At 53.3% G+C, this 26,433-nt stretch carries 28 protein-coding genes and 5 pseudogenes; 14 read left to right on the top strand and 19 right to left on the bottom strand.

Annotation, left to right across the window (positions count from 1 at the left end; translation table 11 throughout):
* Nucleotides 1–254: 254 nt before the first annotated feature.
* A complete protein-coding gene (locus tag AABM54_RS12760; protein ID WP_347906005.1) occupies nt 255–1,100 on the bottom strand; it encodes a hypothetical protein in 846 nt (281 codons plus the stop codon).
* 540 nt (nt 1,101–1,640) lie between these two features.
* Between AABM54_RS12760 and AABM54_RS12755 the strand changes: the two genes are divergently transcribed.
* Nucleotides 1,641–1,898, top strand: coding sequence for a hypothetical protein (locus tag AABM54_RS12755; protein WP_347906004.1), 258 nt, complete (start codon nt 1,641–1,643; stop codon nt 1,896–1,898).
* 226 nt (nt 1,899–2,124) lie between these two features.
* Here AABM54_RS12755 and AABM54_RS12750 read toward each other — a convergent pair whose 3' ends face one another.
* Nucleotides 2,125–2,532: a thioesterase family protein gene (locus AABM54_RS12750; RefSeq protein ID WP_347906003.1), complete on the bottom strand. Its 408-nt coding sequence runs from the start codon at nt 2,530–2,532 to the stop codon at nt 2,125–2,127.
* Between the two features lie 146 nt (nt 2,533–2,678).
* Here AABM54_RS12750 and AABM54_RS12745 point away from each other — a divergent pair.
* Nucleotides 2,679–3,056: pseudogene (locus tag AABM54_RS12745) on the top strand (DDE-type integrase/transposase/recombinase); the annotation flags it as partial.
* 76 nt (nt 3,057–3,132) lie between these two features.
* Here the strand turns inward: AABM54_RS12745 and AABM54_RS12740 are convergent.
* The 5 genes from AABM54_RS12740 to AABM54_RS12720 all read right to left on the bottom strand — a co-directional run bounded on the left by AABM54_RS12740 (nt 3,133) and on the right by AABM54_RS12720 (nt 6,840).
* The gene (locus AABM54_RS12740) at nt 3,133–3,750 is read right to left on the bottom strand and encodes a LysE family translocator (RefSeq protein ID WP_347906002.1); all 618 of its coding nucleotides are present in this window, start codon (nt 3,748–3,750) and stop codon (nt 3,133–3,135) included.
* Nucleotides 3,751–3,983: 233 nt separating this feature from the next.
* Entirely contained in the window at nt 3,984–4,487 is a 504-nt protein-coding gene (locus AABM54_RS12735) for a hypothetical protein (RefSeq protein ID WP_347906001.1), read from the bottom strand.
* A complete protein-coding gene (locus AABM54_RS12730; protein ID WP_347906000.1) occupies nt 4,480–4,950 on the bottom strand; it encodes a GNAT family N-acetyltransferase in 471 nt (156 codons plus the stop codon). The genes AABM54_RS12735 and AABM54_RS12730 overlap by 8 nt, the downstream gene beginning before the upstream one ends.
* Nucleotides 4,951–5,141: 191 nt before the next feature.
* A complete protein-coding gene (gene umuC / locus AABM54_RS12725; RefSeq protein WP_347905999.1) occupies nt 5,142–6,422 on the bottom strand; it encodes a translesion error-prone DNA polymerase V subunit UmuC in 1,281 nt (426 codons plus the stop codon).
* Nucleotides 6,415–6,840, bottom strand: a complete 426-nt coding sequence (locus tag AABM54_RS12720; protein WP_347905998.1) for a S24 family peptidase — start codon at nt 6,838–6,840, stop codon at nt 6,415–6,417. The genes umuC and AABM54_RS12720 overlap by 8 nt, the downstream gene beginning before the upstream one ends.
* A 98-nt stretch (nt 6,841–6,938) precedes the next feature.
* Here AABM54_RS12720 and AABM54_RS12715 point away from each other — a divergent pair.
* Nucleotides 6,939–7,079: pseudogene (locus AABM54_RS12715) on the top strand (DUF159 family protein); the annotation flags it as partial.
* A gap of 55 nt (nt 7,080–7,134) precedes the next feature.
* Here AABM54_RS12715 and AABM54_RS12710 read toward each other — a convergent pair.
* Complete coding sequence (locus tag AABM54_RS12710; RefSeq protein WP_347905997.1) at nt 7,135–8,352, bottom strand: hypothetical protein; 1,218 nt, start codon at nt 8,350–8,352, stop codon at nt 7,135–7,137.
* Between the two features lie 64 nt (nt 8,353–8,416).
* Nucleotides 8,417–8,656 (bottom strand): annotated as a pseudogene (locus AABM54_RS12705) (lysis protein); the annotation flags it as partial.
* Nucleotides 8,657–9,289: 633 nt separating this feature from the next.
* On the opposite strand from AABM54_RS12705, the gene AABM54_RS12700 reads away from it, so the two are divergent.
* Nucleotides 9,290–9,535: a hypothetical protein gene (locus AABM54_RS12700; RefSeq protein ID WP_347905996.1), complete on the top strand. Its 246-nt coding sequence runs from the start codon at nt 9,290–9,292 to the stop codon at nt 9,533–9,535.
* Nucleotides 9,536–9,622: 87 nt separating this feature from the next.
* On the opposite strand, the gene AABM54_RS12695 is transcribed toward AABM54_RS12700, so the two are convergent.
* On the bottom strand, nt 9,623–10,042 hold the full coding sequence (locus AABM54_RS12695; RefSeq protein ID WP_347905995.1) for a hypothetical protein: 420 nt from the start codon (nt 10,040–10,042) through the stop codon (nt 9,623–9,625).
* A gap of 300 nt (nt 10,043–10,342) precedes the next feature.
* On the opposite strand from AABM54_RS12695, the gene AABM54_RS12690 reads away from it, so the two are divergent.
* Nucleotides 10,343–10,549 (top strand): hypothetical protein, encoded by a 207-nt coding sequence (locus AABM54_RS12690; RefSeq protein WP_347905994.1) that lies wholly within the window; start codon nt 10,343–10,345, stop codon nt 10,547–10,549.
* A 168-nt stretch (nt 10,550–10,717) separates the two neighbouring features.
* On the opposite strand, the gene AABM54_RS12685 is transcribed toward AABM54_RS12690, so the two are convergent.
* The 3 genes from AABM54_RS12685 to AABM54_RS12680 all read right to left on the bottom strand — a co-directional run bounded on the left by AABM54_RS12685 (nt 10,718) and on the right by AABM54_RS12680 (nt 11,951).
* The gene (locus tag AABM54_RS12685) at nt 10,718–11,134 is read right to left on the bottom strand and encodes a hypothetical protein (RefSeq protein WP_347905993.1); all 417 of its coding nucleotides are present in this window, start codon (nt 11,132–11,134) and stop codon (nt 10,718–10,720) included.
* Nucleotides 11,082–11,315: an integrase arm-type DNA-binding domain-containing protein gene (locus AABM54_RS26905; RefSeq protein WP_367576137.1), complete on the bottom strand. Its 234-nt coding sequence runs from the start codon at nt 11,313–11,315 to the stop codon at nt 11,082–11,084. Before AABM54_RS26905 ends, AABM54_RS12685 begins: the two co-directional genes overlap by 53 nt.
* Nucleotides 11,316–11,576: 261 nt before the next feature.
* Nucleotides 11,577–11,951 (bottom strand): MerR family transcriptional regulator, encoded by a 375-nt coding sequence (locus tag AABM54_RS12680; RefSeq protein WP_347905992.1) that lies wholly within the window; start codon nt 11,949–11,951, stop codon nt 11,577–11,579.
* A 75-nt stretch (nt 11,952–12,026) separates the two neighbouring features.
* On the opposite strand from AABM54_RS12680, the gene AABM54_RS12675 reads away from it, so the two are divergent.
* Nucleotides 12,027–12,476 carry a hypothetical protein gene (locus tag AABM54_RS12675; RefSeq protein WP_347905991.1) on the top strand — a complete coding sequence of 150 codons (450 nt, stop codon included), beginning with the start codon at nt 12,027–12,029 and terminating at the stop codon, nt 12,474–12,476.
* 149 nt (nt 12,477–12,625) lie between these two features.
* Here the strand turns inward: AABM54_RS12675 and AABM54_RS12670 are convergent, their stop codons facing one another.
* Nucleotides 12,626–13,201 carry a TetR family transcriptional regulator gene (locus AABM54_RS12670; protein ID WP_347906176.1) on the bottom strand — a complete coding sequence of 192 codons (576 nt, stop codon included), beginning with the start codon at nt 13,199–13,201 and terminating at the stop codon, nt 12,626–12,628.
* Nucleotides 13,202–13,348: 147 nt separating this feature from the next.
* Here AABM54_RS12670 and AABM54_RS12665 point away from each other — a divergent pair, with 147 nt between their 5' ends.
* The 4 genes from AABM54_RS12665 to AABM54_RS12650 all read left to right on the top strand — a co-directional run bounded on the left by AABM54_RS12665 (nt 13,349) and on the right by AABM54_RS12650 (nt 17,304).
* On the top strand, nt 13,349–14,470 hold the full coding sequence (locus tag AABM54_RS12665; RefSeq protein WP_347905990.1) for an alkene reductase: 1,122 nt from the start codon (nt 13,349–13,351) through the stop codon (nt 14,468–14,470).
* Between the two features lie 52 nt (nt 14,471–14,522).
* Complete coding sequence (locus tag AABM54_RS12660) at nt 14,523–15,311, top strand: SDR family oxidoreductase (RefSeq protein ID WP_347905989.1); 789 nt, start codon at nt 14,523–14,525, stop codon at nt 15,309–15,311.
* 47 nt (nt 15,312–15,358) lie between these two features.
* Entirely contained in the window at nt 15,359–16,228 is an 870-nt protein-coding gene (locus AABM54_RS12655; protein ID WP_347905988.1) for an alpha/beta hydrolase, read from the top strand.
* 77 nt (nt 16,229–16,305) lie between these two features.
* Entirely contained in the window at nt 16,306–17,304 is a 999-nt protein-coding gene (locus tag AABM54_RS12650) for an NADP-dependent oxidoreductase (protein WP_347905987.1), read from the top strand.
* 97 nt (nt 17,305–17,401) lie between these two features.
* On the opposite strand, the pseudogene AABM54_RS12645 reads toward AABM54_RS12650, so the two are convergent.
* Nucleotides 17,402–17,683 (bottom strand): annotated as a pseudogene (locus AABM54_RS12645) (integrase core domain-containing protein); the annotation flags it as partial.
* A gap of 148 nt (nt 17,684–17,831) precedes the next feature.
* Here AABM54_RS12645 and AABM54_RS12640 point away from each other — a divergent pair.
* The gene (locus AABM54_RS12640; protein ID WP_347906175.1) at nt 17,832–18,173 is read left to right on the top strand and encodes a transposase; all 342 of its coding nucleotides are present in this window, start codon (nt 17,832–17,834) and stop codon (nt 18,171–18,173) included.
* A gap of 202 nt (nt 18,174–18,375) precedes the next feature.
* Here AABM54_RS12640 and AABM54_RS12635 read toward each other — a convergent pair whose 3' ends face one another.
* The 3 genes from AABM54_RS12635 to AABM54_RS12625 form a co-directional block, all read right to left on the bottom strand.
* Nucleotides 18,376–20,406 (bottom strand): hypothetical protein, encoded by a 2,031-nt coding sequence (locus AABM54_RS12635; protein WP_347905985.1) that lies wholly within the window; start codon nt 20,404–20,406, stop codon nt 18,376–18,378.
* 169 nt (nt 20,407–20,575) lie between these two features.
* Nucleotides 20,576–21,247, bottom strand: a complete 672-nt coding sequence (locus AABM54_RS12630) for a DUF1906 domain-containing protein (protein WP_347905984.1) — start codon at nt 21,245–21,247, stop codon at nt 20,576–20,578.
* Nucleotides 21,248–22,149: 902 nt separating this feature from the next.
* Complete coding sequence (locus tag AABM54_RS12625; protein ID WP_347905982.1) at nt 22,150–22,566, bottom strand: hypothetical protein; 417 nt, start codon at nt 22,564–22,566, stop codon at nt 22,150–22,152.
* Between the two features lie 465 nt (nt 22,567–23,031).
* Here AABM54_RS12625 and AABM54_RS12620 point away from each other — a divergent pair, with 465 nt between their 5' ends.
* The 3 genes from AABM54_RS12620 (at nt 23,032) to AABM54_RS12610 (ending at nt 25,790) form a co-directional block, all read left to right on the top strand.
* Entirely contained in the window at nt 23,032–23,535 is a 504-nt protein-coding gene (locus AABM54_RS12620) for a hypothetical protein (protein ID WP_347905980.1), read from the top strand.
* 762 nt (nt 23,536–24,297) lie between these two features.
* Nucleotides 24,298–24,642 carry a metallophosphoesterase gene (locus AABM54_RS12615; RefSeq protein WP_347905978.1) on the top strand — a complete coding sequence of 115 codons (345 nt, stop codon included), beginning with the start codon at nt 24,298–24,300 and terminating at the stop codon, nt 24,640–24,642.
* Between the two features lie 296 nt (nt 24,643–24,938).
* Nucleotides 24,939–25,790: a hypothetical protein gene (locus AABM54_RS12610; RefSeq protein WP_347905976.1), complete on the top strand. Its 852-nt coding sequence runs from the start codon at nt 24,939–24,941 to the stop codon at nt 25,788–25,790.
* Nucleotides 25,791–25,801: 11 nt separating this feature from the next.
* Here the strand turns inward: AABM54_RS12610 and AABM54_RS12605 are convergent.
* Nucleotides 25,802–26,269 (bottom strand): annotated as a pseudogene (locus AABM54_RS12605) (NlpC/P60 family protein); the annotation flags it as partial.
* Nucleotides 26,270–26,433 lie beyond the last annotated feature (164 nt).

The following is a 26,433-nucleotide window of genomic DNA, read 5'->3' as shown; positions in this document are numbered from 1 at the left end:
CCCAAGGAATGGGCCGAGCAAATGGCTCTACGTCAGGAGGACGTCGACCGAGCTTTTCGAGTGAATTAGAACCAGGCTCGAGGCAGACACCGTGCGAAACTGGAGAATAAAACAATGGAGCACCCCTGACTACTGCCACTCCCTATATTGATCAGCGGCGGAATCGATTAACTCGAAAGCGCCGCTGATCAACATGCAGTGCTGAGGGAATACCTCTATCAAGAGGTACAAGCCCTTAAACTACCTGTTAAGAACTAAGGAAACGGAGCATTCTCAATAGACTCTTCCAGCAAGTCCTTCAGCCTCTCATAAACAGCGTCAGAAACAAGATCCCACCCTGACTCAAAGAACCTAATCGCCAACCCCTTAACCAGCAAGTCGAACGACTCATAATGCGACTTGACAAACAGAGCCCTCCAACTGTTCTGCGTGTATGTCATATAGGTAAAGGCATAAGCCGTACTCAAGTAACCATCATCTTCACGTATCACTGGACCAATCGCCCACTGAGACGACTCTCGATGATTGAATTTATTATTCCAGAAAAACGTACCCACATTATCTACCGGCACACTGGTATCAATCGCCATTTGCTGTGCAAACAGCGCCATGGCATCACTCGCCCCTTTACCAAGAATCAAGCCAACGGCAGTTTGAACAATTTTATACAGTTCAATTTGACCACTATTATCCCTCTGGTTAACCACTTGCTGATTGTTGTAACTAATCAACGCCCACTGCGTCCATTCAACAATAGCCGTCGTGACAAATCCCCAATACTCTTTGGAGTTTCTCTTATCGATATTTGACCAATCGCTTTCACTCCAGCCATGCTGCTTTGCTATACCCAATGTCACTCGCTGAATCCAGAGCAATGTATACTCGACCATTTTTCTTTCTTTGGCGGTAACTTCAGGAAGAGAAATCAAGTTCTCATTGATCGACGAGGTACTTCTTGGGCGAATGTCTTGCGCACCCGTCCTCGCCTTCACTGTCTTGCTTTGTTCAAAGGCTACTACCTTAGCAACCTCTGACAATTTCCCCTTAAGTTCTTCGGATGGATAGATTGCTGCAGTCTGGTAAAATTTACTTGGTTCCATTAAGTGAGAGCTCCATGCTATGAATTTGCGACAATCGACATTGACAGCCGCCAACTACCAGCCAGTAATCACTGACTGCCCAACACCGCTCCTTAGTTTCGGATATGCAGGCGAGTTAGAAAGCAACAGAACACAAGATACCAACTCAAAGCACTTCCACCCCTAGGATTTAACTTGTCAAACATCAAGATACATCAGCATAGCTATTAAGCAAGCGCCCACCCAAAGACAGATACCTAGAGCTATGTGCGACTATTAATATCTTCATCGTAGGATAAACACCATTCTCTGATTTATCTGTATATTCTCTACGCACTTTCAGCCCACTCCATCTAAAGATAGAACGACCTGATTTAGAAGATCACCTAGGGTCTGTACGAAAAGTCGCCGAGTGGCGATCAGGCAAGGCAAAAACAGGCGAGGAAGCGGAGTTTACGGGTTGTAAATGAGCATTCCGAGCCTGTTTTTAACGCAGCATGATCGACACGCAGGCAGTTTTCGTACAGAGCATAATGTTTTCATGGCGAATACGGGAATGGCATGGGGCCGCGCACGGTTGCCGAGTTCGTCAGCAACTGCGATGCGCAGTACGTACTCAATTGCCTTGATCGCGGGATCAGCAGCACCCGGTTCACCGACGATACACTGGAAAACCTGGCCATCAAATGCGTACTTGAACGACGGCGCGACCGAAACTTGTCGGACCGGGAGGAAGGTCGCCTTGACACAGAAGACGCACGCCGGCTGTTCAACCGGGTCGACGACCGGCGCAACATCGAATCAACAAACGAGTGCTGACACCACAGCGAGCTAATGACCGAGCTCTTCGGCGAAGAGTGGCACTACCCGGTGCGCAGCATGCTTTCGAAGAAAGCCACGAATACACGTTTCTGCTTCGGGTCGTTGAAGCGATTCAGGAAGCGTTGCGCCAAGAATGGCAGCAGGTGGCTGCATGAAGTTTATCTCAAAGCAGCACCACTTAGTGCCCGGTGATCACGGTGTCTCGCCCGAGGAACTACAACGCTCAAGATTGGAGAAGCACCCTAAGTTGCTCAGGAACTTCAATAACTTTCCTAGTGACCGGCGAGATGCAAACGTGTGTAAGGCTAGAAGTAAATGCCATGACATCTGGCGCTACATGACCCTCGACTATAAAGGTGAACGAGTGAAGCCCAACACTGGAAACACTTACTTTCATCGAAAGCTCGTCGTCCCAAGTGACCGGATGAAGAAACTCTAGCGAGAAGGCCCTTGCTGGAGGCAGTAGATCAAAGCCTAGCAGGGTTCTTAGTCCGGGACCGGCAAGCCACACAGTAAGCGCATCATGAACAGCCTCGACAACAAAGTACGAGAACCTGGGTGTATAGACCACCCCTTCAGGATCGCAGTCACCGAACAATACCTTTCTCTTAATAATCACTGAATTCGGCACAAGATCAATCCTTAATATTGAGTGACCGCGCTCAAACGACCACGTCGCAGCTTCTATTTGTCCGGGGCGGACGATACCTCCCTCTCCGCTCCAATGTATAGCCGCTTTAGCGGTAAGGACGAAGTCGTGCCTAAAGAAATTGTTTCGATTCAACCAATACCCGTAAAGCGCTGGATATGGCTTGCGAGCAACGCGGCAAGCCTCAAGGGCTACTGTTCCACTCGGATCAGGGTTCGCAATATGGCAGCCGCCAGTTTCGCCAGCGACTCTGGCGGTACCGCATGCGCCAGAGCATGAGTCGTCGTGGAAATTGCTGGGACAACTCGCCGATGGAGCGTGTGTTTCGGAGTTTGAAAACTGAATGGATACCGACCGTGGGCTACATGACGGCTCAAGAAGCCCACCGAGACATCAGCCACTATCTGATGCATCGGTACAACTGGATTCGACCCCATCAATTCAACGCTGGGCTGGCGCCAGCTCAGGCCGAGAAAAAACTTAACGTCGTGTCCGGGGTTAGTTGACCACTACCCCCTTGCGATGAAATCCTCAGAAATCATAGCAAGGGTTTTCGGGCTGGATAGATACTCAATCGTAGACTTATTGAACCAGCTGCCGGACCCCTAGAGACAAAATCAAACCACCGCATAATCGATCAATAGCTTTTTTCCTCCTTCGATACGCTGAAGCGATCTCAGGTTGCGAAAGAGCGATTGCGACCACTCCATACCAAGTCATCGAAACCATCACTACGACTGCCAGCATCGACAAAAACGTGCTTGGTGAAACGTGGGTGGGGGCTGCCGCTGAGAAAATAGCGGCATAGAAGGCCATGGATTTAGGGTTGCCAATGTTCGTAACAACCCCCTGAATGAATGACTGCCGAAAGTTTCTGACGACCGCATTATTACAGGGGGCAAGCGCGCTCTTCCCGGCCTTGAGCAGCAGTCGGAATCCAAACCACATCAGATAGGCTGCCCCCAGAACTTTTACGATCAGCGCCGCCCAAGGGAACGCAGCAAATACAACGCCGATACCTGCAATTGCACAGGTGGCCCAGAATAAATTGACCAATACGATGCCTGCTACCAAGGCCAAAGCTTCTGACCGCGTAGCAGCTACCGCTTTGTGGACTACTGCAACGAAATTTGGCCCTGGAATAACGACACCGGCCAGGTAAACCAAAAAGACTGTCAAAACGGCGGGAGCATCGATCATGTGCATTCCTTTGCGAGTGTTGTAGCCCGGGACGGTCATCATTCAGTTCAAGGCCGCCAGCGCCTTCAACGTACAACGAAATAAAAATTCGATACAGGTTTTTTGAGCGTAGTTGTGTTTTTACACACTCTGGGACAAAAGCGGACGTTCGGCTCGGTACGCTTCGCCCCAAATCGGAAGAGCAATGATTATGGGACAGCTTGTTGCAAGAACGATTAGTTAATGGTGTTGCTCTATCCTTTGTAGTCGCAGTGAATCTGCATGCTTTCTGTTTGATTTTTATGAATTTCAAAGCCGCATTGTCTCAATGCATCCTTGACCACATGAATAACAACAAGGTGCTCCGCTGCGACTGCCTTTTGCCGAGTTAATGACGTAAATACGCCAAATGGTAGAAATCGTAATCTTTTTCCATTCAATACAATAGACACATCGACATGTGTTCCGTCTACGTCATGCCCGTTAGATCCGAATATATCGCTTACTTCATTCTTCCTTTCTGGATAAAAGGTGCAAAATACTCTGATACCTAACCATCGCGATAATATTCGAAAGAAACCAAGGTTACTGCTTTTGCTTTCATACCCTCGGACGATAAGCAAACGAATTGACGGAGGCAGCATTGACTGAGCCTCGATCATCTTAATAAAGGTGCTTTGTTCGATTAATACTTTTGATGATGGCCAGCGAGGCCTAACCCTCACACCTTGACTTTCCCCCTTTAATAACTCAAGCATTTTGTATCGTCTCTATTTTTTGTTGTGTTCTCAACGCCATATGCAATAACGGAAAAGGGTTGCCTTCGTTATCTAAAGGTGAGCGTCCGGTTTGTATAAAGCCATAATGTTCGTAGAACCCCACGCCTTGTGGGTTTTGCTCATTAACATCGACACTTAGGGTAGGGTGCCGAGCACGTGCATGATCCAGCAGTATTCGGCCAATGCCTTGGCCGCGCCTATCCGCGTCGATAAACAGCATTTCTACATTGTGGCCACTGGTGGCGATGAAGCCAGCAATTCCAATACCGTCTTCGTAAACCCATACTTCGAGTTCAGGCATAAGCAGATAACTTTCTTGGACGAGGTACCGCAAGCGCTGGATGTGATCCTCATTCAGGAAATCATGAGTGGCACGTACCGACCTCTCCCACAGTGCACCTAGAGTAGGATTATCGCACACTTCTTTTTGGCGAATATTCATGGACGTCATTCTTTAAGTGGACAGTTATCCTAATCAATCCTACTTTTACAGGAAAGCGAATATTGACTGAAAGCAGACCTTGGCTAACGTCCGCTTTGGGTCGATAACAGCCATTCAATCAATACTTTGGATTGGGGCTCAGAGCGAGCATAGGTTGCTCCTCCTCTCCCGCCCTAACACCGCCGCTCCCGTCATCTGCATGAAACCTGCCACAGCTGATCAAGCCGAGTCGTATAGCTCGGGCTCATCATTTCACGTCGCATAGCCCAATCCGGATGGCTCGGCACGCTGGCAGAGCGAAGCGTCCCCCTGCCCCAGCGGCCGTTGATCTGATCCAGTACCCCCATCAGCTTGGTCGAAGCACCCGGCTGTGACGCGGCGAACAGATCCTCGGTGAATTCGCCCGGCTGGCACAGGCTCAGCAACATTACCTCGGCCTTGCTGTAATTGAATCCCGGCCTGAAGACATGCTCGAGCGCATCGACCGCCGCCCTGGTCAGCAGCCGCACGTCGTCGGTCGGGTACGGCAGGTCGACCACCACACCGTTGGCGTACTTGGCTTCCTCCGGATTGAACATGCCGGTGCGGATGCTCACGCGGATCTTCCTGCACTGCGAGCCCTGAGCGCGGAGCTTTTCCGAGGCGCGCATCATGTAGGTGGCCACCGCCTCCTTGATGGGCGACAACTCCTTCAGGCGCTTGCCGAACATGCGGCTACAGCAGATCTCCTGCTTCGGTGGGTCGGGTTCATCCAATTCCAGGCACGGGGTGCCAGCCAGTTCCCGGGCGGTCTTCTCGATCACCACGCTGAACTTCTTGCGCAACATCCACGGATCGGCTTTGGCCAGGTCCATTGCTGTCTTGATGCCCAAGGTGTCCAGGTGCAGTTTCATCCGGCGCCCGACGCCCCAAACCTCGGCCACGTCGGTGTTGCGCAGCACCCAGTCACGCTTGGCGGCATCGCAGATGTTGACTACCCCGCCGGTTTGCACCTGCAGACGCTTCGCCGTGTGGTTGGCCAGCTTGGCCAAGGTCTTGGTGTGGGCAATACCAACACCGACCGGGATGCTGGTGCAGCGCAGCACCTGGGCGCGAATCCGCTGGCCGAACGCATCCAACTCGGTCATGCCGGTCAGATCGGCGAAGGCTTCGTCGATGCTGTACACCTCGACCGCCGGCACCATGGCTTCAATCAGGCTCATCACCCTTTCGCTCATGTCTCCGTACAGCGCGTAGTTGGACGAAAACGGGACGATGCCGTGCTGCTCGAGCTTGTGCTTGATCTGGAAGTACGGCTCGCCCATTTTGATGAACGGCTTGGCATCGTAGCTGCGCGCAATCACACAGCCGTCGTTGTTGCTCAACACCACAATTGGCACCTTGACCAGGTCCGGGCGAAACACCCGCTCACAACTGGCATAGAAGCTGTTGCAGTCGATCAGCGCGAACACCGGCTCCTGACGCTTAGACATGGCTGCGCACGGTGTTGGTGATCACGCCCCAGATCGTCAGATCGTCGCCTTCAAGGATGTAACGGGCCGGGTACTTGGGGTTTTCCGACAGTAGGATCAGCTCCGCACCACGCTTGCACAGGCGCTTGCAGACCGGGTCATTGTTCAGCAGTGCCACCACGATGTGGCCATGAGCGGGTTCAATCGAACGATCAACCACCGCCAGGTCACCCTCGAGAATGCCGGCGCCCTGCATGCTTTCGCCGGTGATGGCGACCAGGTAGACGTGCGGCGCGCGGATGTTCAAGACCTCATCCAATGAGATGTGCTGCTCGATGTGATCGGCTGCCGGCGACGGAAAACCGGCTGGCACCTGGAAAGAGCAGAAAGGCAGCTTCACGCCGCCTTCTGAAATTGGACCTAGAATTGAAAAGCTCATGACGCACCTTTTACAAAAACTGTACGAACATACAGTTAATTTGAAAGCAGGCCTGCGGTCAATTTTCTTGTGGGAGATTTCGACAGGCGGAGGCTGGTATGTGTGGTCGACTTTCCCAATACAGCGGCATTCACGACTTCGTGGCAGCGCTGAGCATGCCCAATGCCCTGGTCAACTCCGTCGGCTATCCGCCGCTCGAGCGCTACAACGCCGTGCCGTCAACTCAGCTATCCATCTTCCAACACGAGGACCGTAGATTCTGTCTCGCAACCTCCCCAAATCCAGTTTAAACATTTAGATCTCACCGCCTAACACCACATTTTCCCAGCTTACTTCCTTTGCAAATATCAAAGCCTTGATCGCATCGGCGCACAACTGCAGGCCAGCTGTAAGCCTTTCTTGCGCTCGCTTGTACTCTTTTGACTTTTTTGTCAATCTCCCAGAATGGACAGCAGTCGAGCGATAGCTGTAAAGATCACGTAGGTGGTTATGAATTTCTTTGCGACTGACAAGATCGTGACCTAAAAGCCAAGCACCTCGAAGTCGAAATTGCAATGAGAGCTGAACACTATCACCTTGATCATTTAACAACAGAGATTCTAGTGCGATACCTAGGTCGATTGCCTGATCCACCGGATTATCATGTCGGACCGCCTCATTAAGTCTATGTATCGGCACATCAAGCTTATCACGGAGCCTATCATCCAGTTCTAAGTAGGCAGATAGCACCTTTTTTAGCAATTCTAAATCTTCAATGCTTGCGTCATGACAGATGCCACTGCCAGCCTCCCGATATGACGTCATGAAGTTGCGAGGCGTAAAACCTTGTAAAAACGATCCTGCTTGCAGCTCCGAGTAGTCACGTCGATTGATGGGTATTGCAGGACAAACTATGGTAAGCAGCTCCGATATTTTTTTAAAAAAGTCAAGGTCTTTCATATCAAACTCTTGACATGCAGGGTCGTCAAATTGAAAAAATTTCGGATATACTTTCTTTAGTCGAAACAGTACAGAATCAGGCAACTTAGCTGGCGCTGTATAGTCCACCGGTGAGGTTGGAGACATAAAACTAAACGGCGTTAGCTTAAGTGGGTATTCGGCAATAAAACGCTTTAATGTTTCCGAAGGCACATCTTCTGGCTTACTGATAAACACATTCTCAAGCAATTCAACTGTGCAGGGAACCTTAATCCCGCGCAGCAAAACAATATCTATACAGGGACTGTAATCCTGACTTAAGAATTCAAACAGATCGCCAACGGATTCCTCCACACCTTTATCCAAGGCTCTCGAAATAAGAGCCTGAGCAATATTATCAATTTGCAAAGTTGACCGAGAAGCCCCTAAATTCAAGCTCCTACCAACACTTTCTTTTACTAGTTGCAATCCCGCAAGCACCGACTTTAGTGGTTCTGGCACATGTATTCGATCCCATTCCTCACCAGGAAACCTAAACCTTAGATCTTCTCGAAGTTCTGATCTCAGAACGTCCGTGACTAGTTGCTGAAGCATCCCCCCACCCTCCTTAAATTAATCAGTTCAATATAGCGGGTCAGAAACCAGTCATAGAAAATGATTATCGCGTGACTGCTCGCACGAAGGCCTGACACGCTTGCAGTGCTATCAATCCTTGGTCTCCGGCATCGGTAATCCCGACAATTCGTTGAGCATGCGCTGGGTCAAACCACGCTGCTGGCGCTGTACAGCCACCGGCTGCATCCGTGGCGTCGAGAAGGACTGACAACCGCAGATCAGCAGTGGCAAGACGGTCGCGCAGGCGAGCCTGATGGGTTTGAGCATGGCTCAGCTCCTGGTGCCAGGCTGCATCGGAATGTGATCTGCAGCAAAGCAAGGCACCTGACTTGTAATCAGCACGCCGGGCAGAAACCGGCGCAGGCAGAGCCAGAGGTGACGACGTCGCGCAGATCACACCCCCGATGCGGACGAACACCCCGCCCAGAGCCGGCCACCTGCATCACTGCAACAACGGAGATGAAAGTGAGGTGCTGACTCACAGGCGAACAGGCTGCTGGCCGACTGAAAAAAGGCAGGAAGAGGTTGTTGAAATAGGTGGATCGGGGTTTCAACTCTTGGCCCTCGCACGCATGCAGGCGAAAGCCGTCGAGTCATGCCGGGATCAGCTCCGGTCATCTGAACCACCAACCGGAGAACACCATGCCCCAGACCAGTCGTCGATGTACCAGCGGGATCGTACTTCAGTCGCCTCTTCGCCTCAAAACCCGCGCGCAACAGCAAGCCTGAAGGTTGCGCCCAACACTCATACAGGCAGCGGACAGTAGGGCCGACGATGTGACCGGGCATCAGTCGGGCAACCGGTAGGCCCAACCCTCGTGACTATGCACTGCTGATGTTTCAACCCAGGCCGTCGCCAGTAGCGGGCCTGGGAATTTCACGGATGAGTCTTGGTGAGTCAGGGTGCAGCGGAAAAATGACCGAAGAAACGCAGAAGGAAGATCAGAGCAGGTTAGTCGTCTCTATCGTCACGATCGCGATTGCGCTCATACCCCTGATCATTGTCACGACGATCATATCGGCGGTCACGCCCTCGATCATCGTCATAGTCTCGGTCATACCCTCTGTCGTATCCACGACCATGATCATAACCCCGATCACGACCGTATCTTTCTCCGTCGTCCCAGTGAGGCCCGCAGCCTCCCAACAAGAGAGCGCCTGAAATGGCCATGAGCATTACTACTGCACGCTTCATTTGAACGTCCTAAAAGCAAAGGTCAGCGATATGACCGTGAAGCTGCTCAATGATTCACTGGTGAGATGCAGCAAGCCAAAAAACCAAATCCAACGCTGAGTTAACAGCGCGCTCCTTCCCCTCCAACACCACTCGCATGCACTCCCCTCCGCGCCCAACGGCAACCAGCGGTGCTTCCTGGTGGTGCGCGCGGTCAATCACGAAGGTTTCGGCGTGCTCAAGGGTTTCGCCAATGAACAGGATGCGAAGGGCTATCAGGCTGTCCTGGCTGCGGATGAGAAGACAAAGCCAGAGAACTCGTCTGCCGATGTCCCGGAAGTCGAAAGCGAGCAGCGTTATGAGGGCCGACAGCTCTAGCTCAAGGCTCACACGGGTGGCGAGCGTGTAGGGGATGCCAACAATTTCGGTATAATGCCGGCCCCGTTCGTGTTGAACCCTGGTGACGCGGTGGCGTGGGCGACTGTTTACCATCACCTAGGACGACCTGAAAAAATCGAAATTGGTCCAGAAAACTCAGAAATGGATTGTACGGCCAAGGTTTGGGGCTGGTCAGCATCACGGTAACCCGTGTTTCTGCACCCCGCCGAGGTGGTTACTGAGTTACTGATCAAGGCACTTGAGACCGCAAAAACTTCCTAGAGAGAGCGTCAGGATCAAGCGTGCCGCTGCTTGATCTTGTCGACAACGCTCTCGACGACGTGGCTAGCCTCAACAAAACGTCTTGAAAAAACCAACCAATCCAGCGCTGCCGCTACGTGCGGCAAGGAGAACGCTATGTTCGCAATAAAACTATTCGGCCTGCTCATGGCCGCCCTGTTCTACGTTGTCATCACCGGATTCTGGTTCGCCTACGGAGTGCCGCCGATGTTCGAAGTGGGCTCAGTGCCCACCCTGCTTGTCGCCGCTATCGGCACATTCATCTGGCTTACAGCCACCGGCTGCATCGCCATTCACATCATTAAAAAAGTGCGGCCGGCGTAGATCGGCCCTGGCTTTCATCAAATGCTGCCGCCGTGTGCGGCACGGAGAAATGCATGCACGGGTCACTCCGACCTGGGATCAGCAGTTTGTAGCGCTCGGTCAGATCATGCACCTGACGCACCTCTTCAGCCGCCTGCCGCGAGAGCGGCACCAGATAGGCCCGGCACTCTATTCCCCACCCTTTGCTCTGATCACCTTCTGGAACTGCTTCACACCTTCGGCCGGGATGCGGATAGCGCTTTTCGTGTACCCCGCCCCGTTGAATTTACTCGGCGCCACTAGAAAAATTCTTTCAGCTCCACCTGACGAAACATTGAGTTGAGTTTCTCCGGCGGCTCTTTCATTGCCACGATGTTCAGGTCTGAGGTCGGGTTTGTCACTATGCAGTCCGGCGCAATGGCGAACCGAAATATCTCGTTCAGCCCGGTGCGACACTGTCGAGGCCACGTTCAATGCCCCTCTGGATTCAACCCGACGCATTGCACTTAGCACGTCGGCAACCGGGATTTTCCCCAGCGCGGGAATCAGGTCCTTATCCAGGTACATGCGCGACTGGGTGACGCCGCCCCTCTTTGCGGTCAGCATGGCGATTTGAAGGCATGCCCTCATTGGCTACGACTTTGAAGGTTTTCACAGTACCAGTACTGGCGGCGCGCTTTTCTTCACGATGCTGTGATCGAGGATCAACTCCCTTGGCGATAAGAGATCTGGCTTCGTCTCGACGCTCGCGGGCTTCTTTCAGGCTGATTTCGGAATAGGTGCCCAAGGATATGCGCGGTTGCTGTCCACGCCATGCTTACGTAACCACATCAACACCGTCGACCGACCCTGAATCCCTTAGCCCCGTTGAGCTTCTTTCATAACTCAACTCGCTTTTTTCGACCTGGTCGACGACCGACAATTTAAAAGTCAGCGTGTAATCACGCTGACTGCGCCTTTTTCTTGTGTCCATTCCGTCCTCCTGAAAAAAGATCAGAAGGTGTAAACCTTATTCAGGACGGGACAGTTATCGGCCAGGAGCAGCCAGTCAAGCCGGTGAAATCGGCCCGTCGCCCAGCAAAGGACATACTTGCGTTGCTCGTTCGGCCAGTAGATTTTTCAGAGCCTGCATTTGCCCGATGCGCTCATCCAACAAAGCGATTTTTTCAGTAAATAACTGAGCCAGCAGGTGTTTAGAGACTTCTTCGCTGTTCCAAAGTAGTGGCAAATTTTCGCCAATCTCCGCCAACGAAAATCCCAGCTGCTGCGCCAACTTGATATAGCCCACCAGTTGTAGCGTCTGCTCTGGATAAAGCCGATAGCCGTTGGCAGCACGCTGAGGCTTGATCAACCCTTTCTCTTCATAAAACCGCAGTGCGTCGACCGAGACACCCGAACGCGTTGCCACTTCTCCGATTCTCATGACTTTCAATACTCGCGTTGACTCTGGACCTAAGACCAGGCTTTAGCCTGAGGGCCCAAACTGTGAGTGATGATTATGACCAGCGTAAAGAACAATCTACACATTGTCCGGGCTAGCGCCTTCTACGACCTGATAGTTACGGCGGGCTTCATGACGCCCTGGACAGCATCACTGGTTTTCAAAGGCTTCGCAGCGTTATCCGGCGCCTTGGCATTGGACCGCCCGGCGCCGACCTTAGAGGGGGCCGCAATGCTCTTGGCCAATCTGTTGGGTAGCGTCGTCGTGGTCTGGTCACTTTGGCGGATAATGCATCCAAGCCGTACTGTGGGTTTATATGACGCGCTGGCGCGAATACTGTTTGCTGTGTGGCAACTCTTTGCAGTAGCGCATGGTGCCAGTTTTCTTATCCTTGGATTTACGCTTATGGAAATTGGATTTGCCATCGCACAGACTTTGCCGTTGACCGCCCCTCGAATGTTTCAAACAAGCGTGGACCAGAAGTTGTCTGGTTTGGAAACGGCATAGAAGCAATGTCTGCTTCGGGTCGATTGCAGCCCTTGGTGACAGGCAGAAACCGGCCAAAAGCAGGCATTCATTCGTGTCGGCCAAAGACGAAATGAAGCAAGTCAGCACGTCTTGTGCTGACAACCATCTATTCCCTATACGAAATGAACCTACGATTGAATAGATAATGATGCGGTCATCTTCGCGTGACACACCGACAGAATTTCATCCGCCAGCGCCGAGTCGTCAGGACAGGTACGCGATAACATGATCGCACCGACCGCGCGCGCCAGCAGGTCGATCATTTTCTCCCTAGCCTCGCCCGCTGGCGCATCCAGCCCGGTCGGGTATTTTTCACCGAGCGTTTGCAGCGTGCGCTCAATGCCCTCAGCAAATGCTGACTTCAAATCGTCGGACTGACGCGCAGCGTCGCCGCACAACGCCGCCATGGTGCAACCCGTGGCGCGCCCGTCGCGATGATCCCTGGACACATACACATCGATGAAGTCCTTGATGCTCAGTGTTTCAGCGCTGATCAGCGATTGCGCAAGGCTGTTGGCCGAGGCCTCAGCCATCAAGTCGGCCTTCGAACCGAAATGTTTGTAGAAACCGCCATGGGTGAAACCGGCAGCAGCCATCAAGTCGGCCACGCCGACACCGTCAAAGCCGCGTTCGCGAAACATGACCGAGGCCGTTTCGACGATGTGTTCCCGATTTGCCTGGGCCTGGGCCTTGGTCACTCGCATGTTCGATACCTCGTTACCGCTTGGAAATTCATGGGTTGATAATACATAGATGTTGTTCATAATCAAAGTTGTTGACAGCTTAGATTTCGATCATCATCCTAATTGCCAGCAATATGAAATTCACCAACGGGCACGGAACAAACACCCATGAGCGACCAGAATCTGTTTACCCCTTACACGCTTGGCGCCCTGACGCTGTCAAACCGCGTGGTGCTCGCCCCGCTGACGCGCAATCGCGCCGGAAAAGGCTTTGTACCGAGTGAATTTGCTGCTGCCTATTACAGCCAGCGAGCCAGCGCGGGCTTGCTGATTTCCGAAGCCTCGCAGATATCCCAGCAGGGACAGGGCTATCAGGACACGCCAGGCATTTACACACCGGCTCAGATAGAGGGATGGCGCAAGGTGACCGATGCCGTGCACGCCAAGGGCGGGAGAATTTTCCTGCAACTGTGGCATGTGGGCCGTGTTTCCCACGTCGATCTGCAACAGCACGGCGCGGCGCCGGTAGCCCCTTCCGCGCTTCGTCTTGCGACCAAGGTGTTCGTCAACAACCGCTTCGAGGACGTTTCCGAGCCGCGAGCATTGGAAGCTGACGAATTGCCGGGCATCGTCAACGATTTCCGCCAAGCGGCGGCAAACGCCATTGCAGCAGGCTTCGACGGCGTGGAAATCCACGGTGCAAACGGCTATTTGCTGGATCAGTTCATCAAGGACGGCTCCAACCTGCGTACTGATGCGTACGGCGGCTCAATCGCAAACCGTGCGCGTCTGCTGCTGGAAGTGACGGCTGCCGTGGTCGCCGAGATTGGTGCTGATCGCACGGGTATTCGCCTTTCGCCTGTCTCGCCGGCCAATGGTGTATCGAGCCGTGATCCGCAGGCTCAGTTCGATTACATCGTCGATCAACTCAATGCTCTGGACATCGTTTATCTGCACGTCGTCGAAGGCGCGACCGGTGGACCTCGCGACGTGGCGCCCTTTGATTTCGGTGCCTTGCGTCAGCGCTTCAAGAACACCTACATCGCCAACAATGGCTATGACCTGGGCCTGGCCACGGAACGCCTTGCGTATGACAAGGCCGACCTGATCGCCTTTGGCCGTCCTTTTATCGGCAACCCTGATCTGGTGGAGCGGCTCAAAACCGGCGCGCCACTGTCCGCCTTTGACCCTTCCACGCTCTACGGCGGCGGTGCGGCGGGATACATCGACTACCCGACGCTTGGCGAATCCAGCGAAGTCGCGAACCAGGCACAAGCTGATCGAGCCTGATTTTGATCGTGCATCCATTCCCATTCATGTTCCCGAAAAAAGAGCTGACATCATGACTACTCGTCCTACCGTTCTCATCACTGGCGCTTCCACCGGCATCGGCGCGGTTTATGCCCAACGTTTCGCCCAACGCGGGCATGATCTGGTATTGGTCGCCCGCGACCACTCGCGCCTGGAAACGCTCGCCGCAAGGTTGCGTGATGAACACAGCGTCGCCATTGAGGTGGTTCCGGCCGACCTGACTCAACTCAGCAATCTGCACGCTGTCGAAACGCGCCTGCGGGATGACGAGCGCATCGGCATCCTCGTCAACAATGCCGGTGCCGCGCAGTCCGGCACCTTCATCGAACAAAGCACCGACAGCATTGCGCAACTGGTGGCCCTCAACACCACTGCGCTGGTGCGACTCGCCAGCGCCGTCGCGCCACGCCTGGCCAAAGCAGGTGAAGGCGCGATCATCAACATTGGTTCGGTGGTGGGTCTGGCGCCTGAGTTTGGCATGTCGGTCTATGGGGCGACCAAGGCGTTTGTGCTGTTCCTTTCCCAAGGCCTGAGCCTGGAACTTTCGCCTCAGGGTGTTTATGTGCAAGCCGTATTGCCCGCCGCCACCCGCACGGAGATTTGGGACCGCGCCGGTATCGACATCAACACCTTGAGCGAAATCATGGAAGTGGATGATCTGGTCGATGCCGCACTGGTCGGCTTCGACCGCCGCGAACCGGTGACCATTCCTCCGTTGCAAGAAGGCGAGCGCTGGGATGCCCTGCAAACCGCACGTCAGGGTCTTTTGTCGCAGATCAGACAGTCCGCCGTGGCGCAACGCTATTTGACTCAAGTCTGAACCCTGTAGAGCAGGTCGGCCTCGCCCCGCAATCGGACGGAATAAACATGACTCTTTTGGCTAGAAGCAATCATCCAGGTTCGCAGTCGTCATTTATCAACGCGGCGAACCAGTCGGTTCTGGTTGGCGGGATACCTTTCGCCTATCGTGATCTGGGACCCAGAACGCAGGTCCCGTTGGTCATGTTCAACCATTGGGGGGCAGTGCTGGATAACTTTGACCCCAGGATCATTGACGGTCTGGCAAAAAACCGGCGTGTCATCACCACCGATTACCGCGGTATCGGTGGCTCGGGTAGCGCCGCGCCATTGACCGTCGGTGAGATGGCTGACGATGCCATCGGCTTTATTCGTGCGTTGGGTTTGGACAAGGTTGACCTGCTCGGCTTTTCACTCGGCGGCTTCGTCGCTCAAGACATTGCCCTGAAAGCTCCCGAACGCGTGCGCAGGCTGATCCTCACCGGAACCGGACCGGCCGGCGGCACAGGCATCGACAACGTCGGCTCGGTAACCTGGCCGTTAATGATCAAGGGGCTGCTGACGCTACGAGATCCCAAGTTCTACCTGTTCTTTACCACCACGGCCAACGGACAACGCGCCGCGTCCGAGTATTTGCAACGATTGAAAGAGCGCCGGCAAGACCGGGACAAAGGCCCGACACCCCGCGCGTTTTTACGGCAATTGAAAGCCATTACTGCGTGGGGCAAGCAGGCGCCGCAAGAACTCGGTCGCCTGCGTATGCCGACGCTGATAGCCAACGGGGACAACGACATCATGGTGCCCACTGTCAACTCGCTTGAGCTGGCAAAGCGAATCCCCAACGCGCAACTGATCATTTACCAGGACGCCGGACACGGCGGCATTTTCCAGCACCATACCGATTTCGTGGCCAAGGCTTTGGCGTTCCTCGACGCCTGAGCGCCTGAACGTCTCATCGCAGCAACGTTGCCGGGGCCGCGCCCCATTCTCATTCCACCGACAAGAGCAGCTGCAACATGAAGGCATTTTTTATCGACCGCTACGGCAAGCAGAACGGAAGGATTGGCGAAGTGCCCGCCCCTGCGGTCGGTGTGCATGACGTTCTGATCCAGGTGCATGCAACGAGCGTGAACCCGTTGGACTCGAAGATCAGAACCGGGGAATTCAAACTGATCCTGCCCTATACATTTCCATTGGTATTGGGCAATGACCTGGCGGGTGTGGTCGTTCGCACGGGCTCGGCGGTGAAGCGATTCAATCCGGGAGACGAAGTCTATGCACGCCCTCCCGAGGATCGGATCGGGACGTTTGCCGAACTGATCGCCGTGAACGAAAACGCGCTCGCGCTGAAGCCCTCGAACCTTGACATGGCCGAAGCGGCGTCCGTCCCCTTGGCCGCCTTAACGGCCTGGCAGGCGCTGGTTGAGACCGCCCAGGTGAAAAAAGGCCAAAAGGTGTTGATTCATGCCGGATCCGGCGGTGTCGGCACGTTTGCCATCCAGCTCGCCAAACACCTCGGCGTCTTCGTTGCGACGACCACCAGTACGGCGAATGTCGAATGGGTGAAGGCGCTCGGGGCGGATGTGGTCATCGACTACAAGCAGCAAGATTTTGCAAACGAGTTGCGCGATTTCGACGTTGTGTTGAACAGCCTCGGCGCCGATGTACTGGAGAAATCGGTCAAGGTTCTCAAGCCTGGCGGACAGCTCATTTCCCTTTCGGGGCCGCCGACCGCGCAATTTGCCCAAGAGCAAGGCTTGTCCTGGATGCTACGGCAAGTCATGCACCTGCTGAGCAGCGGTATTCGTAGAAAAGCCCGCAAGCATGGGGGGAGCTATGCATTTTTGTTTATGCGTGCCGACGGGGTACAACTGCAAAAAATCACCTCGCTTATCGAAGCTGGCGTCATTAAACCGGTCATCGATCGTTCCTTCCCTTTTGAATCGACTGCAGAGGCGTTGCAGTACGTCGAGCAGGGCAGATCAAAAGGCAAAGTCACGATAACAATCAAATAAGCGCACTACAAAAAATGTCCGTAGAAAACGTGCATGCCGCCAAGTATCACCTTTCAGCGCCTGAACCAGAGGAGCCGCCATCGCACAACTGTAGTGGTCAACTAATCCCGGACACGACGTTAAGTTTTTTCTCGGCTTGAGCTGGCGCCAGCCCAGCGTTGAATTGATGGGGTCGAATCCAGTTGTACCGATGCATCAGATAGTGGCTGATGTCTCGGTGGGCTTCTTGAGCCGTCATGTAGCCCACGGTCGGTATCCATTCAGTTTTCAAACTCCGAAACACACGCTCCATCGGCGAGTTGTCCCAGCAATTTCCACGACGACTCATGCTCTGGCGCATGCGGTACCGCCAGAGTCGCTGGCGAAACTGGCGGCTGCCAACCCAGCGACGCAAAGCAGACTCGACAACCCCAAGCGAGCGGTTGGCTTCAATATGGCTATAGCCTTGATCGAGCACGAGGCCCCTGCGGCCTCGCGTTTGAACTCAGTGGAAAAGGAACGACGTTGCTTGGTCATCAGACACCTCTATCTGGCGAGCATTCTCGCCTAAATGGGTGTCCAGTTTCATTAGACCACTACACAAATGCTGGACAGCGCTGACGCGCTATCTCGATGATGGTGCTGTACCCATCGACAATAACCGGGTAGATAATCAAATCCGGCCGTGGGCACTTGGACGTTCGAACTGGTTATTTGCGGGCTCACTACGCAGCGGCAAACGTGCGGCTGCGATCATGAGCCTGATCCAGTTGGCGCGGCTCAATGGGCATGATCCGTATGCTTATCTGAAGGATGTACTCACGCGCCTGCCGACGCAGCGGGCGAGTACGATTACGGAGTTGCTGCCGCACAGGTGGACGCCCGTTTAATCACACAAGGTGTGTTGGGCGGACGCTTACCTTCCAGCTTGAATTCGAACGTCTACTGCGCCCGCTTTGCCTTGACCGTCATTGTTTCCTCCCCTTGCTTGAGCTTACACACTCAGCAAGGGGTTCGTTTTTCGGGGGCAAAGTCAATTCAAGCAGTTCAGTCTGGCGCGATGCCCATGGGGAAATCATGGCCCGTGAAAGCCTAAATCATCGCAAAGACGCCGTTAACTGCCCAGTCGGAAAGCGTCGAAATTCCTCCTGGTGGATTGGGCGTAGGCACGGTGCTACCCAGCTTGACAGGCGCGGACCAACTGCTGGCGCTGGCCGGGTCGGATGTACCCACGTAATAGAGATCTCCGGTGGGTTTGTATCCCTGTGTCGCATTCTCGGTCGTCGACTGATAGACGCAATAAAGCTGCGGTGTTCCGCTGCTATCGTCACAGACCACCACCGCAACAGCGCACATCGCCGTTATAAAGGTCTCGGGACCAAGCTGGCCACTGAAAAGTTGCATCGGTGCCCCCGTGTTGGTGTTGCCGAAAGAGTTGTAGAAGATGCAGCCGCCGTTTCCAAGATAGAAGACGTAAAGTGTCCCGTTGTAGACGATAGCAGCCGGCCCGGTCGAGCCCCCCCAGCTATTGCCTGTCGAGTTGGAGTAAGACACACCGTTTGTATTGACCTGCTGACTATTTCCCCAACTGCTTCCGTTGTAGACGCTGTACCAGAGCGCGTTGGCATTTCCCTCTCCCTCGTAAAAGACATAGAGTTCGTTGTTGAACACTACGGGCGCCGGCCAACCCGACATGCCGGCTCCCGATACCGTCTTCTGGGTGCTCCAGTTGCTTCCATCATAGGTCTGGTAGCGCAGGGCACCACTATAGTTGCCGCCCTGATAGAACACATACAAATCGGTGCCGAATACTGCACTTCCCGGTGTTCCCGTAATGCCAGAGCTCCCTCCTGAATACGCCTGTAACTGCGCTGGCGTACTCCAGCCTCCCGAACCAAATGTAACGTAGAAGAGCGCGCCGGTGTTGCCATTCTGCTGGTAAAAGCAATAGATATGGCTGTTGAAGACGGTAGCGTTTGGGCTCCAGGATATCATCGCGTCGGTAGCTTCGAACGTCCCTGTCGTTGGAAATTTTGTCATCAGGCTGGCAGGGTTACCCGGCGTGGCTGTGGTCGTATACCAGAGTTCGCCGCTGTTTCCTGGCCCTTGCATCATGCAATAGATCTGGTCATTGAAATTGACAAGGGATGGCGAGCTAGATAGCTGTACCGGGGCAACTTGAAGGGGCGCATTCCACGTGCTCCCGTCCGGCGAACTGACATACCAGAACCCGCTTCCGCTGCCCGCAGCAAACAGGACATAGAGAGTGTCGTCGTAGACCAGCGCGACTGGCGCTCCGGACATGGGCACCGTGTGGCCGCCGCACTCGAGCCACCCGCCTGGCCCTGCATCGTTTCCGGCCGTGTCAATTGAGGTGTAGCTAAGGTTGCCTGTACCCGTATTCTGGTAAAAGACGTAAAGGTACTCTTGGCCCGACGGGTTGGTGAAGACTACGGCCGACGGCGATGTGGCAATGCCGGTGTTGGGCCAGTGGGTGCTTGTGGACCAGTTGCTCCCATCGCTTGAAGACGTGAACCAAAGCTGCCCGTCGGGGCCAGGACCCTGATAGAAGACATAGAGAAGGTCATTGAAGACAACAGCCGATGGGCAGTCGGACATGATGACGCCCGGCGAATAACCGGATATGGCCTGTGTCGGCTGTATCTGGTAAGAGGTCTCCTGGCTCATGGTCTTATACATCAGCGTTCCGTCCGGACTTGGGACTCCGGTATCACCGACATCTTGCCAGAATACATACACCTCGCCGCCAAACGTCGTTGCGCCTGCTCCCGTTGCCGTTTCGACCGGGACAAGAGTAGAGACGGTGGGAATTGATGTCATGAGTTTCTGCGAGCTGGACCATGTCGTCCCGTTATAAGTGTTATAAAGAAGGTAGTCGGTCTGTGCCGAAGAACTCGGATAGAAGACATAGATCGTGTCATTAGATGACGTCACTGCCGGTGGATTGTTCGAAAGGAAACTGGCCTCGAACGCCAGCCAAGCGGGTTGCCAGGCCAGATCGACTATGTCGGCGGCCACTTTTTCCGCGAACCAGACACAGAGGCCTTCGAGATCGGTCGGCGGACCAAAAATCCCGAGCCAGGTTTTTGCGGGGTTGGTCATGATTCTCTCCTTGAATACTACGGCGTGTCGGGTCGCGACCGTTCACAGGTTAGCGGAGTCGTCCTTATGAACGCCCCCGCAGTCGGACCATGGGATAGGAATACAAACTTCCAATTCAATGCGGGCCATTACTGCGACCAAAGCATCAACGGCGACGAGCGCAGTTACATCATTGACCGGATGTACTACCCGACCCAGTCAGCCATAGCACCTGTCCGCCGAAGCTGTCGGTCTGGGTGACATCTTGATCGATCCCGATGCCATTCACGGGCGCCTGGACGAGCGTCTGCACCATCTGGTAGCCGCGCTCGGGCAGCGCCGGTACCTCGCTGCATGACTGCCAGTAGTGCTGGAACGGCAGGTCGTACAGTTGCGAGCCGGTGAGCACCGCGTCGCTGCCGACGTACAGCCCAGGCACATAGCCGGCTGCCGACACCGCGCTGTACCAGGCTGTGCAGTAATTAATGACGTCCTGTGCGGTTGAACTGGCCGCCACACCCTCAAGGTCACACCACACATTCATACCCGGTGGCAGACCAATGCTGTCTGCGTTTGTCGCAGCGTTGTTTCCATTGGTCTGCCCGGTGTTCTGGGAGGGTGACCAGCCAGGGTCATCGACGTGCTGAACGACCATCAGGGCCAGTCCTGATGCCAAAATGTCACTGGCCTCGCTTGATGACAGATCTCCTGCATCTTGCTCGGCGCCGAGGGATAGATAACGGAGGCAGAATGTATAACCCTGCGCCGCGAACTGCTGGGCAGTGGCGGACGAAAGCACCGTATCGGCGTCAAATCCGCGGGAATTGGCTGGAGCGCTTTGGATACTTCCGTAAAGTGACATCGTGAGCCTCCTCTTCCTTAAGAAGGGTGATGTTGTTGGAATGCACTAGGGTCTGTACGAAAAGTCGCCGAGTGGCGATCAGGCAAGGCAAAAACAGGCGAGGAAGCGGAGTTTACGGGTTGTAAATGAGCATTCCGAGCCTGTTTTTAACGCAGCATGATCGCCACTCGGCGACTTTTCGTACAGACCCTAGAGAACATCGTCTGCGTGTGCCCGAATCACCACGCCGAGTTTGATTATGGAGCACGCTCTCTCAGCCAATCACAGTCCGTTAAGCGCCGAAACGGCCACGCCTGAAATGGGCCCAGGCGTCTGTTCGCAACGTCTGTGGGATGCTGAGCGACCTGTGTTCACGAGTCCTGCAAGGCCACATCAAAGTAGAGGACATTTACCCGATCTTTGGGACTGAGTTACTCAGACCAGGCGCGCCATTTCGTACATTGCTGGACGGCAGTTCTGATTATCTTAAGTGTTACGGAACAGCGTGGCCCACCGAAGAAGAAACTAGACACGATAATCTCCGTAGTGAGGTGACAACTTGGTTGGTTTGCCACGATGGTATCCGGAGACGTTGCCTGATCATGATTGACTTGCTGTGGGCTGAAGCCGCCAGGCTTGAGGGCCTACCTCCCTACGATCTGGAAACTGCCGCAAATGCAAAATTAACCACTGGCCATTTAAACCGGGCTCGGCTTCGCGTCGAAGTGCTGAAACTGGATGGTTAGGAGGCTTGGAGAAGATCGCTCCTCCTTACAAAGTGGCGGCGCTTTCCCAGGTCGCAAGACTTAAGCAAAAAACGAATGAGAAAGCTTGATTGGGCTAGGCCGATCTCTCTGCGCGGGCGCTTCCAGGCGAAGAGGAAGCCCTTCTACGTAGTGAGCATACGGAGAAAGGGTAACGCCTCATCTTGCCGAAAGATGCACGTTTCGCTTTCGCTGGTCGATCATGACGGCAATAACTGCCAAAAGTACCGCTAGGGTGTATGCAAATAGACCTAAATTCACACCCATGATCATTTTTTCTGAGCCATCAGAAAGAATCATCGACCCGCCGTAGCCATCCCGGAGCCAATAGGCCAATAAAAAACCCCCGGTGACAAACAGGGTGAGCAAGCTCGCTCGCTTGAGATTGTCTTTAATCCATACAAGCCAGACGCTATAGGCTCCAATGGCAGTATTGGTAAAAAGCTGCCAAACCTCATGAAGCCTTGCGTGGGGCTCCCAAACGGTGTTGAAAACATGAGTTTCGTTCAGCTCTAGTACCGGCACAACGGCGGCATAAAAGACGATACCAATGCTCACTAACAACTTCGCTATCATCCGAAACCTCCTTGTTGGCGCTTCAAGCTAGTCCCTTTCACGGCACTGTAGCGCTCTGCTGTCTAGGCATCCAGCGTGGGCGCAATGACAGTAACGCCAAATCCAGTACTGATAGTGGCCTCCTGCTACACGCAAGGATTTCCCAGCCCTTCACCTGCAAGCCCATGGCTTGGTGTTGCGCCAATTTCGGCGCGTTTATGACCTGGGAGATCGATGTGAGTAGTGACAACTTCAGCCAAGGGAAGCCTCACGAACTGCTAGGCATCTATGCATGAAGCGATGATAGCCACTCGTCGTTTCAAACTCTTGTTTCCCCCAAGTTTTGAAGCGCATGACGAAAAACCAATCTATACCTCAGCAGGTAGTACTTTAATGGCTAGGAAAAACGCAGACTACATCGCGTAGCCGATGATAGAAATGCCGACGAGTCAAACAAATGGACAGACCCACTGCTAAGGAATAGTCATGGCTGGAAAACTATTAGTCCCATGGAAGAACAAAACCGCCAAACACCCAAATGGCGTTTGCGAAGCAGCCACAATGCTGTGGTTGTCTCGCACTGACCAAAAAGGTCTTAAGTACGCAAATACGCTCACCCCTGAAGACTGCGATGCATTACAGTCTAAAGTTGAAGCAGGTGACACGTTTGTTTTCCTGCTACCACCGATGCTACTCCCAACTTCACACTTTCACCCTCTAGATGCAGTCCCGCCTAGCCTAGATGCGTTGAAGGCGCTAAAAACAGGTGACTTTATTTTCGTTAACGCTAATGGCCTCCCTGGGATAGGCGGGCATGCAATGGGAATATATAGGAATGCAAACATCCTGTACTTTTTCGATCCTGAGTTCGGTATCTACTCCTATGATTTTAATAGCATAGCGGATCTCAACGAAGTCCTTGGAAAGACCAAGAATTATGGAGAGGTTGGATATTGCTTGGGCGACTTTACTCCTCCACCAAAACCATAATCACATTGGCTTCATGCAAAGAGCCCAGCACTAGACTGGGCTTTTTCACGTCAGGACATCCAGAATTCCGAGCGACTACAGCTCTGAGCAAGGTCTGATGATGGAGCCAGGTTACCTCTGATCTATCTCGATCTTCTGAGTCGGGTCGGGGCTGTATTTTTGGCGTTTCAGCTGTGGATCGCCTGCCGTCAGGCAGAAGAAATAGATCTCCGCTTCACCGCAGCCACCGTGTAAAGCACATTCGCTCGCCTGCATGTGGTCAAGGAGAATTTCCCTACCTTGGGACTCACAAAATGCGTTTGCCTCTTTCAGGGCCTGCCCTTTTGCAGAAGCCGGCCCCACCGAAAGGAACGCGCGTTGAAATCGTGTAGGTGTCTGGACCAACTTTCATAGGGCCAGAGTCAGCACACCCTGCCAGCATCGCTAGCACCACTGCCCCTAAGAACAATTTCATGTCGTTCCCTCGTTGAGATTTTGCGGGACTTTATCACCAACGAACGAGCAACACGAAAACCTCGCATCACGCTTTGCTTGGCGGGACTGGGCAGCTAATCGTCCTAAAAGTACCAGTATCGAGTGTCTGCACACCCAAGCATTCGAAGACATTGGACGGAATGCGGATACACCGCTATGTTCTATTTAGGCTAGATGCTGCACGAAGTCTGAAAGAATTATTGTGTGGCCTCGAAAAAACTCACTAAGAGAAAATAGAACTCTACACCTTTCTCGCTTTGTGAGTACACCAAGGCTAGGAGCGGAGCCATGCCGGATTCCACAATTAAATTCGCACAACTATCAGTCATTCATTTTTATGAGCCACCTGATGGACAAGTAGACAATTATCGCCGCTCACTAAACTGCTTAAAGAAAATCCAAGCGGAGTTAGAACATGACAAACCGGACTACCTTCTTGTCACTGGCGATATAACAAATATTGGTGACAACATCAGTTTAGAGAGAGCCTACCAGTGGATTGAGGACAAAATATACGTTGATGGCGACTATTATGGGCTGCAGTGCCAGGCTCGTGGCATTCATGTAATACTAGTGCCTGAAAATCATGATGCATTCAACGCTCAGAGTCACGGCTCTAATCTAAAGCGCTGACAGTCATCGCTCTCAAACTTTTACTCAGCCTTTCACAAACACCAATTTACTGACAGTGATAGCGTTGATTATTTTTGGGCGAACAAAGGCCCAACCAACGTATTTACATGTCGGGTCGACTCTTCCTACTTAGGAGACAGTGAGACAGAGCATTTATCTGGAAGTCTATCCATTAATCGAATTGCGAAGGGCAAGTTCTCTCGCCAACAGTCAAAAAAATACTATCGCTGTATGACAAGGGATTAAGAGGCGAGCTTCTAGACCCTAAAAATAATAAAATCAAAGCGGGTGAATTCATGCGAGCCCTAAAAATAATGGTAACTCACCACTATCTTTTTGAGCCCCCTGACTCAAAAGCGGAGCCTCTGCTTCACCTGGATGACAAGCAGACTGTTTTTCAGAACATTGCAATGTCTGATTTCGATCTGTTACTTTGCGGCCACAAACATATAGCTGATATTCATACATATTCATATCTGGATCATTTCGATCCGCGCGGAAAAATCCGCCTAGCATTCAACCATGTTCGACGATCACTTGGCATCAGCTCCTTACCTCTTGGAAGGGATGAAGATGGCAAGATCCAGAATAAAATGTACCGCTTTATTATCGGCCTATTAGTTCTGAGCAAAAGTAGAGGTGGCACACTAACCAATGAGCACTCGACAGAAATAATTGAAATCCTTGAACGCGCACTTCAAAATCCTAACGTACTTAGAGATGAGCTCCGGCGCTATGCCAAAAAACGTGACGAAGTGCAACAGGCTGGTCTTTTTGATGACGAGGAAATCCGAGAACTCCAGGAGCGTATAAGAACGCACTTCACGACAGAACAGCACAAACAACTAATTCTGGCTGCTGCTTTCCTTAAAGGCATAGTAGAGCGTTTAGGTGGTCGCCCCTTCGCTCAAATCATAGCAGGTTCATCAGCTAAAAAATCCGAGGCTGGCGCTAGAGCAAGAGCATTAAACATGTATGACATACAGGTTGATAAAGACCGGGATGGCGTATCGTTTAAGTACAAGAGACGATTATGGCTTGAGGATGGTATCGCTAGAGATGGAACAAGAGGAAACTTTGCAACACCGTTAATTGGAGAGATTTTTTTCCCAAACAACAGGGTTGCCGCGCTTCTCGACCCTGAATAGCCGTCTTCTTTTCACATGGTCTCAGTTGCCTGTGCATCTTTGTGCCTGGGAATCAAGCGTGCGCGGTCCAGCCAAGGCCCGCCAAAAACGATCACCTCGGACGGCCACCCGTACATGTGGTGCAGCAGGAATGGCCCTGGGCCGAAGGTGGCAGCATCTTCGCCCGGCAGCGCCGGATCAGCGCCGAGATAAATCCCCGCATGATTCGGATGCGCCGTGCGCCCCATGGCCATAACGATCATGTCGCCACGCTGCGGCTGGTCCACCCTGACGAACCCGGCTGCCCCGTAGGCCTGTTCGTAAAGGCTCGGCCCGTCCGCCTTTTCCCACCAGCCGTCCTCGCGCTGGAAGACTTCAAACTCCAGACCCCACACGCGCTGGTAGCAATCGGCGCAGACCTGCCAGCAATCCCTGGCACCGTGCACAAACGGCCGATTGAGCAACGGCGTGTTACCCGTCGGAGTGATGCTGCGCAGATCGGCTGCTCAACTGGCTCTTGGTGTAGCTGCCGCTAAGCCAATCACTGACTAATTTTACTCGCTGATCCATCGGGGACTCTTGATTCCAGGGCATGGTCAGTACCTCCTGACCATGATTGATACCTGTAAACCATGTACCCGGTCTCAAACGTAAAGGATGTACC

The sequence above is a fragment of the Pseudomonas purpurea genome (genome assembly GCF_039908635.1).
In the GTDB taxonomy this organism is placed as follows: Bacteria; Pseudomonadota; Gammaproteobacteria; order Pseudomonadales; family Pseudomonadaceae; genus Aquipseudomonas; species Aquipseudomonas purpurea.
This window is presented reverse-complemented; position numbering and strand designations above follow the sequence as displayed.

What these genes read in the sequence shown, in the direction of transcription:
- AABM54_RS12685 (WP_347905993.1), bottom strand. Translation starts at nt 11,134, where the DNA reads ATGCTGACCGCAAAGAGGGGCGGCGTCACCCAGTCGCGCATGTACCTG.
- AABM54_RS12660 (WP_347905989.1), top strand. Translation starts at nt 14,523, where the DNA reads ATGACTACTCGTCCTACCGTTCTCATCACTGGCGCTTCCACCGGCATC.
- AABM54_RS12720 (WP_347905998.1), bottom strand. Translation starts at nt 6,840, where the DNA reads ATGAGCTTTTCAATTCTAGGTCCAATTTCAGAAGGCGGCGTGAAGCTG.
- AABM54_RS12735 (WP_347906001.1), bottom strand. Translation starts at nt 4,487, where the DNA reads ATGCTTGAGTTATTAAAGGGGGAAAGTCAAGGTGTGAGGGTTAGGCCT.
- AABM54_RS12665 (WP_347905990.1), top strand. Translation starts at nt 13,349, where the DNA reads ATGAGCGACCAGAATCTGTTTACCCCTTACACGCTTGGCGCCCTGACG.
- AABM54_RS12680 (WP_347905992.1), bottom strand. Translation starts at nt 11,951, where the DNA reads ATGAGAATCGGAGAAGTGGCAACGCGTTCGGGTGTCTCGGTCGACGCA.
- AABM54_RS12615 (WP_347905978.1), top strand. Translation starts at nt 24,298, where the DNA reads ATGCCGGATTCCACAATTAAATTCGCACAACTATCAGTCATTCATTTT.
- AABM54_RS12760 (WP_347906005.1), bottom strand. Translation starts at nt 1,100, where the DNA reads ATGGAACCAAGTAAATTTTACCAGACTGCAGCAATCTATCCATCCGAA.
- AABM54_RS12700 (WP_347905996.1), top strand. Translation starts at nt 9,290, where the DNA reads ATGACCGAAGAAACGCAGAAGGAAGATCAGAGCAGGTTAGTCGTCTCT.
- AABM54_RS12675 (WP_347905991.1), top strand. Translation starts at nt 12,027, where the DNA reads ATGACCAGCGTAAAGAACAATCTACACATTGTCCGGGCTAGCGCCTTC.
- AABM54_RS12620 (WP_347905980.1), top strand. Translation starts at nt 23,032, where the DNA reads ATGGCTGGAAAACTATTAGTCCCATGGAAGAACAAAACCGCCAAACAC.
- AABM54_RS12625 (WP_347905982.1), bottom strand. Translation starts at nt 22,566, where the DNA reads ATGATAGCGAAGTTGTTAGTGAGCATTGGTATCGTCTTTTATGCCGCC.
- AABM54_RS12635 (WP_347905985.1), bottom strand. Translation starts at nt 20,406, where the DNA reads ATGACCAACCCCGCAAAAACCTGGCTCGGGATTTTTGGTCCGCCGACC.
- AABM54_RS12670 (WP_347906176.1), bottom strand. Translation starts at nt 13,201, where the DNA reads ATGCGAGTGACCAAGGCCCAGGCCCAGGCAAATCGGGAACACATCGTC.
- AABM54_RS12740 (WP_347906002.1), bottom strand. Translation starts at nt 3,750, where the DNA reads ATGATCGATGCTCCCGCCGTTTTGACAGTCTTTTTGGTTTACCTGGCC.
- AABM54_RS12630 (WP_347905984.1), bottom strand. Translation starts at nt 21,247, where the DNA reads ATGTCACTTTACGGAAGTATCCAAAGCGCTCCAGCCAATTCCCGCGGA.
- AABM54_RS12730 (WP_347906000.1), bottom strand. Translation starts at nt 4,950, where the DNA reads ATGAATATTCGCCAAAAAGAAGTGTGCGATAATCCTACTCTAGGTGCA.
- AABM54_RS12650 (WP_347905987.1), top strand. Translation starts at nt 16,306, where the DNA reads ATGAAGGCATTTTTTATCGACCGCTACGGCAAGCAGAACGGAAGGATT.
- AABM54_RS12690 (WP_347905994.1), top strand. Translation starts at nt 10,343, where the DNA reads ATGTTCGCAATAAAACTATTCGGCCTGCTCATGGCCGCCCTGTTCTAC.
- AABM54_RS12710 (WP_347905997.1), bottom strand. Translation starts at nt 8,352, where the DNA reads ATGCTTCAGCAACTAGTCACGGACGTTCTGAGATCAGAACTTCGAGAA.
- AABM54_RS12655 (WP_347905988.1), top strand. Translation starts at nt 15,359, where the DNA reads ATGACTCTTTTGGCTAGAAGCAATCATCCAGGTTCGCAGTCGTCATTT.
- AABM54_RS12755 (WP_347906004.1), top strand. Translation starts at nt 1,641, where the DNA reads ATGGGGCCGCGCACGGTTGCCGAGTTCGTCAGCAACTGCGATGCGCAG.
- umuC (WP_347905999.1), bottom strand. Translation starts at nt 6,422, where the DNA reads ATGTCTAAGCGTCAGGAGCCGGTGTTCGCGCTGATCGACTGCAACAGC.
- AABM54_RS12610 (WP_347905976.1), top strand. Translation starts at nt 24,939, where the DNA reads ATGCGAGCCCTAAAAATAATGGTAACTCACCACTATCTTTTTGAGCCC.